A 15648-nucleotide genomic window follows, 5' to 3' on the forward strand; every position below is an offset into this window, starting at 1 on the left:
TTGTTTGTGTGTCGAATCGGGCGCGATTATAGTCGCGTCCATACTGGTGCGTATGGCAAACGTACGGATGCGTATGGGCGAATCGATTGGCTCCGACTATCGGCGAGGCGATGGTCCGCACGGCGCGCAGGGGCTGCGGTGGAAAACCCGATCCTCGTCCGCGTCGGCCGGTTCGTCGTCGCTCGTGTCGGCGAGCACCGCGGCGATGTAGTCGGTGGGCAGGCCGTGGCGGCGGGCGAGTTCGTCGACCGTCTCGCCGCTCGTGCGGATCGCTGCGAACCAGCCGTCGAGGCCGGTCGACAGCGAACGGCCGGCCTTTTCGCCGTCGCGCGTATCGCCCGATTCGACATTGTACTTGTTCGCATAGCCGCGCGGCGTGACCATCAGGCCGTCGCGCACGAAGGTGTTGGAGTTGCCGATCAGCACCGTGCTGAGCATGCCGATCTCGCATTCCGTCATTGCGGCGAGCGTGGTGAACTCGATGCGCTGCTTCGGCCGGTAGGCGGACTTCACGATTGCGACCGGCGTGTCCGGGCGGCGGTGCGCGAGGAACAGGCGCTGCGCCTCGACGATCTGGCGTGCGCGGCGGCCGCTCTTCGGGTTGTACAGCGCGACGACGAAGTCGGCGGCGGCCGCGGCGTTGAGACGCCGGGCGATCGCCGGCCAGGGGGTGAGCAAGTCCGACAGCGAGATCGCGCAGAAGTCGTGCGTCAGCGGCGCGCCGACGAGGGCGGCACAGGTGTTGAGCGCGGAGGCGCCGGGGATGATCTCGACTTCGATGTCGGAGTCCGGCGTCCAGCCCGCCTGGAACAGCACTTCGAAGGTCGGGCCGGCCATGCCGTACACGCCGGCGTCGCCGGACGAGATCAGCGCGACCTTCTTGCCCTGCTTCGCGCGGTCCAGCGCCTCGATGGCGCGGTCGAGTTCCTCGGTCATTGACTTCTTCACCACCTCCTTGCCTTCGACGAGGTCGGCGACGAGGCGGATGTAGGTGACGTAGCCGATGATGGTGTCGGCCTCGGCGATCGCGGCGCGTGCGCGCCCGCTCATATGTTCGACACTGCCGGGCCCGAGGCCCACCAGCATGATCTTGCCTGTGGTCATGATGTTGTTGTTCTCTCTGTCGTTGGAGTAAGAGTCATATCCGTAGGGCGGATGAGCCGGAATTTGGCAACCGCGCCGCCGCATGTGTTATCGATGACTATCCATGCGGCGGAAGGCGCTTCGCCTTTGGCTACGCCGAAACTTCGTTTTCCGCCCTATGCCTGGGCGGGAGCGCCGAGCGTCGCCAGTGCCGGGCGCACCCAGCGGGCGACAGCCCAGCCGGCGAGGCTGCCGAGGGCAAGCCATTCGGTGGCGCTGGAGATCGCGGTGGCGATGGCAAACTGTCCGGCGAGGGCCTCCATCGTGTGCTCGGCGTCGGCGCTGTAGCCCGAGTAGGCGCCGACATCGAGGTGCGGCGCGCCGACGACGAAGGGCAGCGCCAGCACGGCGAGGCCCAGCCAGCGCGTGCGCTGCGGGACGAAGACGAGCAGCGCGAGGCCCGCGGCAGTGCTGCCTGCGGCGAGCAGCCACCAGCTTTGACGGGCGTCGAGCGGGGCGGCGGCGGCCCCGGGGATCTCCGGCGGCAGGCCGAGGGCCGGCGCGACAAAGACGCACGCAAAGCCGGCGGCGCCCCACAGCAGGCCCGTGCGGGCCGAGGCGAGCGGCCGGCCGCGCAGGTGCTCCCAGGTCGTGATGGCGGCGACCAGGATCAAGCCGAAGCCGATCGCAGTCGTCACGTTGGCAATGGCGGTCCACAGGTGCCGTTCGGCCCCGTCCTCGGGCGCCCACGCGCCCTCATCATGCTCGTGCTGTTCCTCATGGGCAGTTGCGAGCAGATGCTCCTCGTGCTCCGTGGAATGCGGGACGGCAGCCGATTCGAGGACTTCGGCAGCGGCAATGATGGGGATGACCTGCCAGTGCTGCACGGCACTCACGAGCAGGCCGGCCAGCGCCCCGACCAGCAGGGCGCACAGGACGATGCGGCGGAACAGCATGTCGGACTCCGCGCTTAGTGGCAGGCGAAGACGTTGGCGTGGCGCGTGTCGTGCGCCGCGTTGTGGGCTGCGGCGATGTGGCTGAAGCCGACGCCGTAGACGATCACGGCGCCGAGCAGCACGGCGGTGAGGACGGGCAGCGCGATCGCCATCAGGGCGCTCTTCGGGCGGGCGATGTGCAGGGTGGCTTGCTGTTGCATGGTGGTTCTCCTTCTTCGATGGGTGTGACAGCGTTTGAAAATCAGTGGGAAGCCGGCATGCGCGCGACCGACACGGTCGCGTTGCGTCCGTCGGCGCCGCGCAGCTTGTGTTTTTCGACGATCAGCGCCGTGAGATCGGCGCCCGCGGCGAGCAGCGCGGCGGCTTCCGACACAGACGGGGTGCCGGTGTAGCGGCGTACGGTCTCCGACGGGTTCGGTACCGCGACTGCAGCGAGCGCAGCCGCCGGGTGGAAGTCGATCGTCCAGCCGAGGTGCGCGGCGAGTTCGAGCAGGCCGGCCTCGTCGGCCTTGAGATCGATGCTCGCCACGGCGCGCACGTCGGCAAGGCGGGCGCCGGCCCGGGCCAGCGCCTCGTCGATGGCCCGGGCGATGGTCTCCGCGGGCGTGCCGCGGTCGCAGCCGAGGCCTAGTGCAACCTGGATCACGCCACCTCCTGTGGCGGCCGGTAGATCACGCGACGCCCTGCAAGGCGCTCGCCCCAGCCTTCGGGGAGCTCGCGGTGGCTGATCCATAGCACGGCGCCGAACGTCTGCGGGTCGATGTCTTCGAGGCGCTCGAAGCGTTTCAGGTTCGCGGGCAGCGGACCGCTGCGGCCATTCGCATGGCGCGCCCACCAGTCATGGCTGCCGGCTTCCTGCACGAGCGCGACCGGCTCGTCGTTCACGACCGCGGCGCTGGCACGCACGATCTCGTCGTGGCTCGCGTCGAAGGTCCAGCCCAACTCGCGGCCGAGCAGGTCCACGGCAAGCGTGGCGCGCGCGTCGGAGGCGGTGGTCAGCACCGGTTGCGCGCCGAGCGCCGCCGCCAGCACGCCGGCCAGCGCATTGGCGCCACCGAGGTGGCCCGACAGCATCGGGATCGCGTAGCGGCCGCCTTCGTCCAGCACGACGATGCCGGGGTCCTGTTCCTTGTCCTTCAGGTGCGGCGCGATCAGGCGCACGACGGCGCCGAGCGAGACGATCGCGACGATGCCGTCGAAGCCCGCGAACAGTGCCGGCACCTGGTCGCCGGTCTTGCCCGTGTAGCAGGTCGCCGCGCCGGGTGCGGCGGCCTCGGCTTCGGCGCGGAATTTCTCGGGGGCGAAGAGCCGTGCGCCGGGGAGTGTGGCAACGACGCGTCCGGCGAGTGCGAGGCCGTGACGCGTGATCGAGACGACGGCGACGCGTTGATTGGGGAAAGGGAGTTGCACGCTCATGCCGGGGCCTCCTCGGTGGTGACGATCGTGCCGATCTCTACGGCGGCGGCACGCTTGCGGCAGCCGCGGCGCAGTTCGCCGCGCGCGCGCTTGGGGTTCTGCACCAGCAGCAGCGACAGGTAATTGACCTTCTCGCCGCGCAGGCTCGCGACGTCCTTCACGACGCGCTCCTCGGGCGAGCCGACTTTCTCGACGAAGCAGCTCGTCGCGACGAGGTCGCGCGCTTCGAGAAGATCGAGCACCTCGTCGAGCAGCGGCTTCACCTTCATCAGCACCAGCGTGTCGAACTCGTCGAGCAGGTGGTCGATCACCGAGACGCCGTACGCGGCGGGGATCACGGCAAGCGTCTCGTCCTCTTCGGCGAGCGCGATGTCGGCGCAGGCCGCGGCGGCGGCGAAGGAGCTGACACCGGGAATCGTCTCCACTTCGACTTCCGGTGCAAGCTCGCGCACGGTGCGGGCGAGGTGGCGGAAGGTCGAATAGGTCGACGCGTCGCCCTCGACCAGGAAGGCGACGTCGCGCCCGTCGGCAAGGAGTTCGGCCGTGCGGGCCGCGGCGCGCGCCCAGGCTTTCGCGAGCGCCGCGGCGTCGCGCGTCATCGGGAACACCAGCTCGACTGCGTCGGCGGGCACGGACAGGCCGCCGCGGCGCACGATGTCGAGCGCGTAGGAGCCTTCCTCGGCCTTCTTCACCGGATAGGTCCAGCGCGCCGCCGACAGCAGCGCGGCCCAGCCGCGGCGCGTGATCAGTTCGGGATCGCCAGGGCCGAGCGAGACGCCGATCAGGCGGCCGTAGCGGGGGGAGGGGAGGTCGTTTGTCATTGTCGTCATGCTGTTATGAGTGTCGGTATGTTGGGTTGGCACCGACCTAGTGGGAGCGGCTTCAGCCGCGAATCGGCGCGCATTCGCGGCAGAGCCGCTCCCACGTGCTTATCCACGGTTCTCCTGCAAAGTGTCCGTTGCCACGGAGCCTCCCTTGCGCGCGGTGATGATCCACACCGGGTTCTGCGCGGCGAGGCGGTGCATGTCGAGGATGGGCTGGCTGCGCGCGGCCGACAGCATCGTCACCTCCCACTCCGCGCCGGCGGCGGCGAGCGCGGTGGTCGCGGTGGCGAGGTTTTCGAGAGTGACGAAGTTCATCACGAGGCGCCCCGCGGGTCGCAGCCGCGCGAGGCACAATTCGATCAGGTGGGCGAGTTCGCCGCCCGAGCCGCCGATGAACACCGCGTCCGGATCGGGCCAGGTGTCGAGGCCGTCCGGCGCCTTGCCTTCGACCAGCGTGTAGTTCGTCGCCTGCAGGCGCTGCGCGTTCTCGCGTGCATTCGCGGCGTCACCGGCGTTCTTCTCGATCGCCCACACGTGACCGAGGCGCGCGATGCGCGAGGCTTCGAGTCCCACCGAACCGGAGCCCGCGCCGATGTCCCAGACGCGGCTGTCGGCGCGCAACCCGAGTTTCGCGAGCGACACCGCGCGCGCTTCGAGCTTGGTAATCAGGCCCTTTTCGGGCTGGCGCTGCACGAAAGCGCCGTCCTCGAAGCCGAACACCGCGCACGGCGCGGGAGCTGCGACACGGTCGATGACGACGATGTTGGGGTCGGGGAAGCGGCGGGCGGAAGCGTCCGCGAGCGACAGGTCCTGGAAGATGGCTTCGTCCGGCAGGCACAGCCGCGCCGCGACCGAGATGCGCAGGTCTTCGCCGTAGCCCGCGGCAATTAGCGCGCGTGCGACGCGGTCGGGACCGTTCGCGGGGCTCGTGAAGGTCGCGACACGCGCATGCTCCGTGACCGCGCGCACGATCGCATAGAGGCCGTGTTCGGGTGTCGCCCCGGTCTGCCACTCGCCGGCATCCGCGCCATGGCAGGAACGGACCGCGGCGTCCTGCCAGGGCTTCTTCAGCCGTGCGCAGGCGAGTGCGATCGTCGACGGGGCGGGCAGCACCTCAACCTGTGCCGCGCCAATCTTGTCGATCAGGAAGCGCGCGATGCCGTGGCATAACGGGTCGCCGGTCGCGAGCACGGTGACCGGCAGGCGGTCGGCGAGCGCGGCGCGCACCCACTCGGGCGTCTTGCCGAGCGAACCGTCCATGTCGCGCAACTCGACTTCGGCGCCGAGATGCGGCGCCACCAGCTCCAGCGTGCGGCGCGCGCCGATCACGACGCGGCTCGCGGCGAGCCGTTCGCGGGCGGTGGCAGAGAGCCCCTCCCAGCCGTCGTCGAGGATGCCCAGGATCAGGCAGGGACGTTCAGACATTCGGATTCCTCCACGGTGACAATGGGCACGCCCTCGAAATTGCACGCGAGCACGGTGAGGCGGTGCGGGCCGGGATAGCGGCTGCGCAGGCTGCGGATCGCGCGTACCGCCAGCGCGCGGTGGAAGGCCACGGTGAGCCCCAACTCACCGAGGCGTTCGGCGGCGAAGCGCGCGGTCTCGGCGGCGCGAATCTCTTCGACGAGGTCCGGCGGTGCGCCGACCTCGATGGCCGCGTCGGCGATCAGCTCGCGGTCGATTTCCTCGCGCCACGCATGCGTCACCGACAGGCCCTGCGCGATCTTCGTGAGCTTGCCGACCATCGCGCCGACGATCACGTGCTGCATGCGCTGATTCACCGCGGTCGTGAACGCCGCCTTGACGAAGTCGCCCATCTGCACGAAGCAAGCCTCGTCGAGTTCGGGGAGCTCGCGCATCGCGCATTTCTCGGTGCGCCCGCCGGTCGTGAACACGACGGTGGTCTGGCCCTGATTCGCCGCGACATCGACCGCCTGGATCACGCTGGCGCGGAAGGCTGCAGTCGAATACGGCCGCACGATGCCGGTCGTGCCGAGGATCGAAATGCCGCCGAGGATGCCCAGGCGCGCGTTCAGCGTCTTCTTCGCCATCTCCTCCCCGCCCGGCACCGAGATCGTCACCTCCAGGCTGTCGCCGGCGGCGAGGATGGCGGCGCCGGCGCGCGCGACGTTCTCGGCGATGTTCCTGCGCGGCACCGGGTTGATCGCCGGGCCCCCGACTTCGAGCCCCAGACCCGGCTTCGTCACGACGCCGACGCCGGATCCGCCCTTCAGGATCACCACGCCGCCGCCGCGGATGCGCCGCACGTCGGCGGTCAGATGCGCGCCGTTGGTGGCGTCCGGGTCGTCGCCGGCATCCTTGATGCTGACCGCGTGGGCGCACTCGCCTTCAACGCGCCCGTCGATGATGCGGAAGACCACGTGCCGGGTGTTCGGCAGCACGCACTCGATCTCGCCGGGTACCTCACCGTGCACCAGGCCAAGCGTCGCCGCGGTCGCCGCGGCGGCCGAGTTCGCGCCGGTCGAGAAGCCCGTGCGGTTGCCGCGCTCGCGCTTCGCGTCGCCCTTGCGCACCTTCTCCGGCAAGGCGTGGCCCGCTGCCATGGCGATCTTTACGCCTGCTGTGCGCGCTGGCGCTCTTCGGCGAGGCCCAGCAGCGCATGGATCGCCGCGACGACCAGCGTCGAGCCTCCCTTGCGCCCGCGGATCACGATCCACGGCACCTCATCGACTTCGGTCATCAGCTCCTTCGACTCGGCCGCCGACACGAAGCCGACCGGCATGCCGATCACCAGCGCGGGCCGCGCGCCTTCCTCGCGGATCAGGCGCACGATTTCGATCAGCGCCGTCGGCGCGTTGCCGATGCCGACGATCGCGCCATCCAGCAGGCCCTGACGGTGCGCCTTCCTCATCGCCTGCACGGCGCGCGTGGTGCCCTCGGCCTTCGCCTGCTCGATCACGTCGGCGTCGGAGATGAACTGGTGTGTCCGCATGCCGAAGTGCGCGAGGCGCGACGCCGACAGGCCGACGCAGATCATCTCGACGTCGGCGACGACGTGCGTGCTGCCCGCGAGGATCGCGTCGAGCCCCGCGGCGACCGCGCCGGGGTGGAAATCGGTCAGGCCGTTGAATTCGAAATCCGCGTTCGCATGGATCATGCGGCGCACGACCGGCCACTGTTCGGGGCGGTAGTCATGGCGGCCGACCTCCGCGTCGATGATCGCGAAGGAATCGTGCTCGATCGCGCGCCCGGCGGCGGTGAGCTGTTCGGTGACGACGTTCGTGTTCATGGTTCAGGCGTGGGCGTGGTGAGTGCAGCCGGCGTGCGGTGCACGGTCGTGGGCACAGGCGTGGCCGTGCTCGTGGTGGTGATGCACATGACCGTGATCGTGGCCATGCTCGGGATGGATCTGCGTGTGGCTGTGGTCGTGCAGGTGCTCGGCTTCGGCGGCGAGGCGGTACTTGCAGCCGTCGCATTCGAGCAGGCTCGCCGCGCCTGCGGCAGAACCTTCCGCGGCAGCGGCGACGCGTGCCTCGACCAGGTCGAAGATCCCGGCATCGAAGCCGAAATGCGTGCCGAGCGCGAAGGCGATCTGCGGATACTGCGCGCGCAGGCGCTCCAGCTGCCCCTTGATGCGCTCGATCAGGACACCGGTGAAGAGATACACCGGCACCACCGCGATCTGCGTCATGCCGAGGCGCACCTGACGCTGCACCGCGGTCTCGAGGCGCGGCCAGGTCACGCCGGTGAAGGCGAGATCCACCAGTTCATGGTCGCTGTCCTCGAAGATCCAGCGCGCCATCTTCGCCAGTTCGCCATTCGCACCGGCGTCCGACGAGCCGCGCCCCAGCAGGATCACGCCGGTCGTGCACGGGTCCGGCATGTGCAGCTCGCGCATCAGGCGGTCGAGCTGTCCCGTCAGTACGTCGAAGATCTCGCGCCCCATGCCCAGGTGGCGCGTGCACTCGAAGGCCACGCCGCGGTGGCGGTCGCGCGCATGCGAGATCGCAGCCGGCAACTCCATCTTCACGTGGCCCGCGGCATTGAGGATGAAGGGGATCACGATCACACGGCGCGCGCCGTGCGCGGCGCGGTCCAGGCCCGCGTCCAGCAGCACGTCCGCGTATTCGATGAAGCAGGCCTCGATGCGCCAGTCGGGATGGCGCTCGCGCCATTGCGCGGCGAAACGTTCGATCTCGTCGTTGCCCGCGCGATTGCGCGAACCGTGGCCCACCAGCAGGATCGTCGTGTCGTTCATGATGTGGTTTCCGTAGATGCCCGGCGGAAGCGGTGGCTGAAGGCCGGGTCGTAGAGTTTGGAACGGGCGATCTCGGGCCAGTCGCGCGCGCCGAGCGCGGGGCTCGCGATGATCATCGCCTGCGAGGCGATCTTTTCCGCCTGGCACTTCTTCTTGATGTCGGCGAGGGTGCCGCGGACGACCTTCTCCTCGTCCGGCCAGCTCGCCTTGTGCACGACCAGCATCGGCGCGTCCTCCGCCCAGCCGGCGCGGCGCAGCGCGTCCTGCACCTCGTGCAGCAGGGTGATCGACAGGAAGATGCACAGCGTCGTGTGGTGCGCCGCCAACGCATCGAGCTCCTCGCCGCGCGGCATCGGCGTGCGCCCCGCCACGCGCGTCAGGATCACGGTCTGCGTCACTTCCGGCAGCGTCAGCGTCTCGCCCGCGGCCGCGGCCGCGGCCAGCGCCGATGAGACGCCCGGCACCACTTTCCACGGCACGTTGGCTGCGTCGAGCAGGCGTGTCATCTCCACGAGCGCGCCGTACAGTCCCGGATCGCCGGTCTGCAGGCGCACGACCGTCTCGCTGCGCGCTGCCGCGTCGATCAGCCATGCGCCCATCTGCTCGAGCGTCATGTCCTTCGAATCGCGGATCGCGCAGCTTTGCGGCGCATAGAGGGTGGCGGCCTGGTCGACGAGCGAACCCGCGAACAGGATCGCGCCCGCCTGCTCGAGCAGACGACGGCCCTTGACGGTGATCAGGTCCGGGTCGCCCGGACCGGCGCCGACGAACCAGATGGTGCCCGTCGCCATCGGTTCAGGCGCCCGGCGCGCATTGCGCCGACCGATGATTGACGACAGGCCGCCGGCCCGTCCCGGTTTGATCGAATTGCATGACGACTCCCCGCGAGTTCGTGACAAACGCGCACCGGGAGACGGAGACGACGGACCGAGGCCGCGAAAATCGGGCACAGTCCGGTCGATTCTTGAGGCTGGTCGAAGAGTGGCTGCGCGCGGGCGGTCGAAGCCCGTCGCAGACGCGATCGAAAACCAGTCGGCAAGCCCTCACCCCGGGGCACACACCTACCAATTCGATCGGGCCGGTCTTCTGGCTTGCCTTCTCCCGGATGTCGCCGCCTTCCCGAGCACAAGGCTCAGTGGCGTATGGCGAATCCGTCAGGCTTACAGCAGCGGGGGCTGCGCCGGACTGGTCGGGGGATCGCGTCCCCGGACGTCACCGGACTTCCCGTTTCACCCCGTCACGCGGTCGCATGGCGGGGAACCCGGATCGAAAACAGCGCGAGGATAGGCGATCAGGGCAGGGCCGCGCAAGTTGCCCTTACGTCAGTCGCCATGATCGCCAATCGCTGCCAATCGCCACATAATCGCCGATGCGATTGCCGGCGGCGTTTTGCTGCTGTAACGGACATTTCTTGTGGATATGCGGAAGGCGTTCCAAGTCGCAGAATCTCCGGTTATGCTGGCGTCCATGAAGACATCGCCTGCCGACATTTCCATGCCGCCGCCGGTACCCCGCGTGAGCGCCGTCCCCGTTTATCTGTCGCGGACCTATCACTGGGCCTACCTCAACCGTCATACCCTGCCGTGGCTCGACCGCTCGCTGGTCGTGTCGGCGATTCTGTGGGGCAATGCCGGGCGCCTGATGCGCGCCGCCGTCACGGAATTCTCCCCCGGACAGCGCCTGCTGCAGGCCGCGTGCGTGTACGGGCCGTTCTCGCGCATGCTCGCGGAACGGGTCGGGGGCGACGGGGTGCTCGAGGTGGTGGACGTGGCGCCGATTCAGGTCGCCAACGCGCGCCGCAAACTCGTCGGCTTGCCGCAGGCGCAGGTGCGCCAGGGCGATCTGGCGGCGCCGGGGTGCGTGGCCGCCGAGGCCTACGAGGCCGTGTGCTGTTTCTTCCTGCTGCACGAAGTGCCGCCGGTCGAGCGCGCCTGCATCGTCGACAACCTGCTGGCCGCAGTGCAGCCCGGCGGCAAGATCGTCTTCGTCGACTATCACCGCACCCACGCATGGCATCCGCTGCGTCCGATCATGGCGCAGGTATTCCGCTGGCTCGAGCCGTATGCGCCGTCGCTGCTCGCTACCGACATCGTGTCGCTGTCGGCACGTGCGGACGGTTTCACATGGAAAAAGACCACCTGTTTCGGTGGTCTCTATCAAAAGCTCGTCGGCTTGCGGCGCGGCTGATTCAGCCCGCCGCCGCGACACGTTCAGTCGTTGCGGTTGCCGGACTTTGCGCTGAACAGCGCGGCCCGCGGCGCCGAACGGTGGCCCGCATCAGGGCGTGCCGCAGTGCGGTTTCCGTCGTTCGCGCGCGGCGCGCGATTGCCATTGACCTCGGGATTGCGCGGCGCGCGATTGCCGTTAGCGTCGCCGGTACGTGCGGCACGGTTACCGTTGGCTTCGCCGCGCGGTGCGCGGTTGCCTGCGGTGTCAGGGTTGCGCGGCCGTGCAGGCGGGTGGCCGGTGGCGGCGTGACCCGGCGCGCGCGGTGCGGGGCGCTCCGCGTGTGCCTTGCGCGGCGCATTGCCGTCGTTGCGGCGGCCCTGCTGCGCGCGCGGTTGCCGCGGCGGCCGATCGGCCTCGCCGGGATCGGGAGCGTGCGTCACGAATTCCGGTAGCGGCGCGCGCTCGATGCTGCGCTTGATCAATCGCTCGATCGACGTCAGATACGACTTTTCTTCCCCATCGACGAACGAGATCGCAGCGCCGCTGGAGCCGGCACGACCGGTGCGGCCGATGCGGTGCACGTAATCTTCGGGCACGTTCGGCAGTTCGAAGTTCACTACTTGCGGCAACTGGTCGATGTCCAGTCCGCGTGCCGCGATGTCGGTCGCGACCAGCACCGGCAGCGAACCGTCCTTGAATTCCGCCAGCGCGCGCGTGCGTGCCGACTGGCTCTTGTTGCCGTGGATCGCGGCGGACGGGATGCCCTGCTTGCCAAGATATTCGGCGAGCTTGTTGGCGCCATGCTTGGTGCGGGTGAACACCAGCACCTGATGCCAGTCGTGGGTCTTGACCAGGTGTGCAAGCAGATCGCGCTTCTGTTTCTGCGGGACGAAATAGATCGACTGCTGCACCAGTTCCGACGCGGTATTGCGCCGTGCGACTTCAACACAACCGGGGTTGTGCAGCAGGCCGTTGGCCAGTTCGCGGATCTCGTCCGAGAAGGTCGCGGAAAACAGCAGGTTCTGACGCTGCTTCGGCAGCAGCGCGAGCACCTTGCGGATGTCGCGGATGAACCCCATGTCGAGCATGCGGTCGGCTTCGTCGAGGATCAGGATCTCCACGCCCGACAGGTCGAGCGTTTTCTGGCCGACGTGGTCGAGCAGGCGTCCCGGTGTCGCGACGAGGATGTCGACGCGCTTTTTCAGTGCCTGGAACTGCGGATTGATGCCGACGCCGCCGAACATCACCATCGACGTCAGCGGCAGGTGCTTGCCGTAGGTCTGCACCGATTCCTCGACCTGCGCCGCGAGTTCGCGCGTCGGGGTGAGAATCAGGCAGCGCGGGCGCCCGGCCTTCGGATTGGCGGCGGGCTTGGCGGAAAGGATGTGCAGCACCGGCAGCGTGAAGCCGGCTGTCTTGCCGGTTCCGGTCTGGGCCGCGGCAAGCAGGTCGCCCCCGGCCAGCACCAGCGGGATCGCCTGTGCCTGGATCGGCGTGGGCGTCGTATAGCCGGATTCGGAAATGGCGCGCAGCAGCGGTTCAGCCAGTCCAAGACCGGCAAAGTTTACTTCGGATGTCATCAAGAAAAGCTCCAGCGACGGCCTGTCGCTCTAGCTGAGTGACACCAATCGAGGCGGGCGGGGAAGTGCGACCGGAAAAGGGTCGTTGTGAGAAGACTGCGGCCGATTGGCTGGGCTCGCAGGGTGCGCGGATTGTACGGGCTTTTGCCGCGGTGCAGCGAGAATCTTTTTTTTCACGCCGCCACGCGGGATGTCCGTCACACTGATGGTGGTATCGGCGCAGTGCCGCGGGTGACCCGCGGGCCGATTTGTGTCTATCTATTACCAAGGTGCAATGTTCTGTTTACCCGATGTTGGGTATAGTCCATGTCCTTTCCATGGTTTTTATTGCGGAGCCTGGCCCATGGCAACATTTCGATTACGCCTGTCGCGCACGCGTTCGCGCCTTGCGCGCCGCCTGGGGCTGCGAGCGGTGGGAGGGCTGTCCGTGCTCAGCCTGGCGGTGGGCTGTATCGGGCTGACCGCAGCCTGGCTCGTCGGCAAGACCTGGGGCGCGCTGGTCGCCGGCGAGGTGCTGCACGCCATCGTGTCCGTCGCCGTGTTCATGGTGACGGTCGCGGTCGGCGCGCTCTGCGTCGGCTGGCTGTTTGCGCCGACGGCGCGACCCGACGGTGTCCGCCTGCCGCGTGAGGCCGCCGAGTCGCTGCATCGCCTGGTGGACCGCATGGGGAGCCGTTTCGGCGGTATCGCGATCGACGCGGTGTGGGTCGTCGGCGACATGAACGCCGCCATTCTGCAGCGTCCGCGCTGGGGATGGATGGGGCCGATGGAGACGCATCTGATGATCGGCCTGCCGCTCGCGCACAGTGTTTCGCGCAGGCAGTTCAGCGCCATTCTTGCGCATGAATTCGCTCACCTGGCCCTGCAGCGTCAGGGGCTGCATGCCTGGTGGGGGCATCTGCGGGCGTGGTGGTTCCGGGTGCTCGACCGTTGCATCGAGGACATGCCGCGCCTGGGACGTGTGCTGGAGCGCTGGTCGGCGCGCGACCTGCACGACGCGATGCGCCTGTCGCGCCTGGAAGAGTTCGAAGCCGATGCCATGGCGGCCCAGATCGTCGGCGCCCGCCGGGTGGGCGAAGCGCTCGTCGAGGTCGCGCTCAAGGAGCGTTTCCTGAGCGAGGATTACTGGCGCAAGGTGATGGAACAGAGCCGCTTCACGCCGCAACCGTCGATCCGTCCGTTCCGGGAAATGGGGCTGGGGGTGATGGCCGGCTTCCGTCGGCCGATGCCCGGCACGGTGGATATCCGTGGCATGTTCGGCGGCGCTGCGTCGGAGGCCGACTTTCATCCGACACTCGCCGAACGTCTGCGCGTGCTCGGCGTAATGCCCGCAGTGCCGCGCGGCGACTCCACGTCGCTGGCGACGACCCATCTGACGCCACTGCTGCCGACCCTCGCGTGGATCTTCGATCGCGCCTGGTGGGAGGACTCGCGTCGCGACTGGCGTCGCCGCTACGAGCACGCCCGTCAGGCGTAGTGGAGCTGCGTCAGGCCTCCGGGCTGCGTTTGCGGCGGGCAGTCTCGAGCTGTTCGCACAGGATCGCCGCGCCCTCGAGAATCCGTGGCGTGTGACGCTGGATCAACTCGGGCGGCACGAAATACAGGTTTCCACTGGCGTTGGCCGCGAGCTTCGGCCAGCGCTTCCAGCTCTCCAGCCATTCCGGGCGCGCCTCGCCCATGCCGCTGGCGACGATGACTTCCGGGTTGGCCGCAAGCACTCCCTCGACGCCCAGGCTCGGCGCGAGTTGTTTCAGCTTGCCGAACACGTTGTCGCCGCCGCACAGGCGGATCACGTCCGAAATCAGATGCTCGTCATTGACGGTCATCAGTGGCTTGTCCCAGATCTGGTAGAACATCCGGACCCGCGGACGCTCGCCGTAACGCTTCCCCAGTTCCTCCTTGCGGGCGCGGAAACTCGCGGCCGCGGCGCGCGCAGGCGGCTCGTTTCCTGCCAGCACGCCGAATGCCTCGAGGCTGCGGGCAACGTCATCAAGGCTGCGTGGCTCGTTCATGTAAACCGGAATGCCGAGGGCGGCGAGCTTGTCCAGGTGCGCATCGCGGTTGCCGCTTTTCCACGCGATCACCAAGTCCGGCTTGAGTCCGGCGATGGCTTCCATGTCGACGTTGCTGTAACCCCCGACTCGCGGCAGTTTGCGCGCGGTTTCGGGGAAGTCGCTGTATGCGACCGCGCCGACAACCCGCTCCCCGGCGCCGGCGGCGAACAGCAGTTCGGTGATGTGCGGCGCAAGGCTGACGATGCGCTGCGCGGGTTGCGCCAGCTTCACGGGTTGGCCGGTATCGTCCCGCACCGTGAGTTCGGCGTGCGCCGAAAACGCGAGCAGGGTGCTTGCTAGAACGGTAGCAAGTGGGACCCCGCGGCGGAATCGGGGGGCGTGCTGGGGCGACGGTCGATGCGGCATGGAGCTTTGTCAGTTTAAAACGACCGGCAGGGCCTGCCTCAGGTCGGGTTGCTCGAAGCGGGAGTAGGCGGTAGCGGCCGAGTGGTGAGGCTACCCTGACCGCCCGTGGCGGCCAGCCGGCGCGCAATCGCATGGATGCCTTCGAAGCGGCCCGCGCACCAGGGCGGGGCCAGCAGTGTCGGTGCATTCGCGGTGGCCGAAACGCGATGATAAACGACTGGTGCGGGGGTGCGGCGAATCATCTCGGTCGCGACGTCGGCATAGTGGCCGGCGTCGGGCGGGGCGACCTCGCCGCGGCGCCACGCGGCAGCGAGGCGGCTGCCCTTGACGATCATCAGCGGGTGCAGCTTGAGGCCCGCAACGCCGAGTTCGAGCACGCGGTCGAGCGTGTCGAGGCTGTGCTCGGGCGTCTCGCTCGGCAGGCCGACGATCAGATGGGTGCACACCGGAACGCCACGGGCATGCGCGCGGGCCACCGCGTCGGCATAGGCGGCGAAGCCATGGCCGCGGTTGATGCGTGCGAGGGTGTCGTCGAAGGCGCTTTGCAGACCGAGCTCCAGCCACACTTCGTAACCGCGTGCGCGATAGCCGGCGAGCAGGTCGAGCACCGCGTCGGGCACGCAGTCCGGTCGGGTGCCGACACACAGGCCGACGATGTCTGCGCCCGCGAGCGCCTCCTCGTAGAGCCGCTGCAGTGTCGCGACTTCGGCATAAGTGCTGGTGTAGGCCTGGAAATAGGCGAGGTAGCGTCGCGCGCGATGCATCTTCGTGCGCCCTTCGTCGAGCTGATGCGCGAGCGGCGCAGCTTCATCCCGGTTGAAGGACCGCACATTGCAGAACGTGCAGCCGCCGCGCCCGAGCGTGCCGTCGCGGTTCGGGCAGGTGAAGTTCGCGTGCAGCGGCAGCTTGTGCACGCGCTCGCCAAAACGGCCGCGCAGGTGACGCCCGATGGTATTGACGTAATGATCGAGTTGCATGGGG

The 15648-nt window shown here is 68.5% G+C and carries 16 protein-coding genes and 1 riboswitch; of the genes, 2 read left to right on the plus strand and 14 right to left on the minus strand.

From position 1 onward, the window contains the following. Positions 1-96: 96 nt before the first annotated feature. The 11 genes from cobJ to cobM all read right to left on the minus strand — a co-directional run bounded on the left by cobJ (position 97) and on the right by cobM (position 9289). A complete protein-coding gene (gene cobJ, locus GPA25_RS06075; protein WP_169259472.1) occupies positions 97-1104 on the minus strand; it encodes a precorrin-3B C(17)-methyltransferase in 1008 nt (335 codons plus the stop codon). A gap of 155 nt (positions 1105-1259) precedes the next feature. Beyond that, complete coding sequence (locus tag GPA25_RS06080; protein ID WP_169259473.1) at positions 1260-2039, minus strand: CbtA family protein; 780 nt, start codon at positions 2037-2039, stop codon at positions 1260-1262. A gap of 14 nt (positions 2040-2053) precedes the next feature. After that, entirely contained in the window at positions 2054-2239 is a 186-nt protein-coding gene (locus GPA25_RS06085) for a CbtB domain-containing protein (protein WP_169259474.1), read from the minus strand. Between the two features lie 41 nt (positions 2240-2280). Continuing rightward, a complete protein-coding gene (locus GPA25_RS06090) occupies positions 2281-2682 on the minus strand; it encodes a cobalamin biosynthesis protein (protein WP_343034852.1) in 402 nt (133 codons plus the stop codon). Further along, complete coding sequence (locus GPA25_RS06095; protein ID WP_169259476.1) at positions 2682-3455, minus strand: cobalamin biosynthesis central domain-containing protein; 774 nt, start codon at positions 3453-3455, stop codon at positions 2682-2684. The genes GPA25_RS06090 and GPA25_RS06095 overlap by 1 nt, the downstream gene beginning before the upstream one ends. Further along, entirely contained in the window at positions 3452-4276 is an 825-nt protein-coding gene (gene cobI, locus GPA25_RS06100) for a precorrin-2 C(20)-methyltransferase (protein ID WP_169259477.1), read from the minus strand. The genes GPA25_RS06095 and cobI overlap by 4 nt, the downstream gene beginning before the upstream one ends. Before the next feature lie 108 nt (positions 4277-4384). Then, the gene (cbiE, locus tag GPA25_RS06105; protein WP_169259478.1) at positions 4385-5704 is read right to left on the minus strand and encodes a precorrin-6y C5,15-methyltransferase (decarboxylating) subunit CbiE; all 1320 of its coding nucleotides are present in this window, start codon (positions 5702-5704) and stop codon (positions 4385-4387) included. Next, complete coding sequence (locus GPA25_RS06110; protein ID WP_169259479.1) at positions 5683-6843, minus strand: cobalt-precorrin-5B (C(1))-methyltransferase; 1161 nt, start codon at positions 6841-6843, stop codon at positions 5683-5685. Before GPA25_RS06110 ends, cbiE begins: the two co-directional genes overlap by 22 nt. 8 nt (positions 6844-6851) lie before the next feature. Next, positions 6852-7529: a precorrin-8X methylmutase gene (locus GPA25_RS06115; RefSeq protein ID WP_169259480.1), complete on the minus strand. Its 678-nt coding sequence runs from the start codon at positions 7527-7529 to the stop codon at positions 6852-6854. A gap of 3 nt (positions 7530-7532) precedes the next feature. Then, on the minus strand, positions 7533-8498 hold the full coding sequence (locus GPA25_RS06120; protein WP_169259481.1) for a sirohydrochlorin chelatase: 966 nt from the start codon (positions 8496-8498) through the stop codon (positions 7533-7535). Next, positions 8495-9289 carry a precorrin-4 C(11)-methyltransferase gene (gene cobM, locus GPA25_RS06125; protein WP_169259482.1) on the minus strand — a complete coding sequence of 265 codons (795 nt, stop codon included), beginning with the start codon at positions 9287-9289 and terminating at the stop codon, positions 8495-8497. Before cobM ends, GPA25_RS06120 begins: the two co-directional genes overlap by 4 nt. A 268-nt stretch (positions 9290-9557) precedes the next feature. Continuing rightward, positions 9558-9779: riboswitch (cobalamin riboswitch) on the minus strand. A 174-nt stretch (positions 9780-9953) separates the two neighbouring features. Between cobM and rquA the strand changes: the two genes are divergently transcribed. Next, entirely contained in the window at positions 9954-10685 is a 732-nt protein-coding gene (gene rquA / locus GPA25_RS06130; RefSeq protein WP_169259483.1) for a rhodoquinone biosynthesis methyltransferase RquA, read from the plus strand. A gap of 23 nt (positions 10686-10708) precedes the next feature. On the opposite strand, the gene GPA25_RS06135 is transcribed toward rquA, so the two are convergent. After that, entirely contained in the window at positions 10709-12247 is a 1539-nt protein-coding gene (locus GPA25_RS06135) for a DEAD/DEAH box helicase (protein ID WP_169259484.1), read from the minus strand. Positions 12248-12590: 343 nt separating this feature from the next. Between GPA25_RS06135 and GPA25_RS06140 the strand changes: the two genes are divergently transcribed. Next, on the plus strand, positions 12591-13724 hold the full coding sequence (locus GPA25_RS06140; RefSeq protein WP_169259485.1) for a M48 family metallopeptidase: 1134 nt from the start codon (positions 12591-12593) through the stop codon (positions 13722-13724). 10 nt (positions 13725-13734) lie between these two features. On the opposite strand, the gene GPA25_RS06145 is transcribed toward GPA25_RS06140, so the two are convergent. Together GPA25_RS06145 and mnmL are read right to left on the minus strand one after the other, a co-directional pair. Next, positions 13735-14667, minus strand: a complete 933-nt coding sequence (locus GPA25_RS06145) for a cobalamin-binding protein (protein WP_169259486.1) — start codon at positions 14665-14667, stop codon at positions 13735-13737. 38 nt (positions 14668-14705) lie between these two features. After that, the gene (mnmL, locus tag GPA25_RS06150; protein WP_169259487.1) at positions 14706-15644 is read right to left on the minus strand and encodes a tRNA modification radical SAM protein MnmL/YtqA; all 939 of its coding nucleotides are present in this window, start codon (positions 15642-15644) and stop codon (positions 14706-14708) included. Positions 15645-15648 lie beyond the last annotated feature (4 nt).

Origin of the sequence: Aromatoleum diolicum (assembly GCF_012910955.1) — a bacterium.
Lineage (GTDB): Bacteria > Pseudomonadota > Gammaproteobacteria > Burkholderiales > Rhodocyclaceae > Aromatoleum > Aromatoleum diolicum.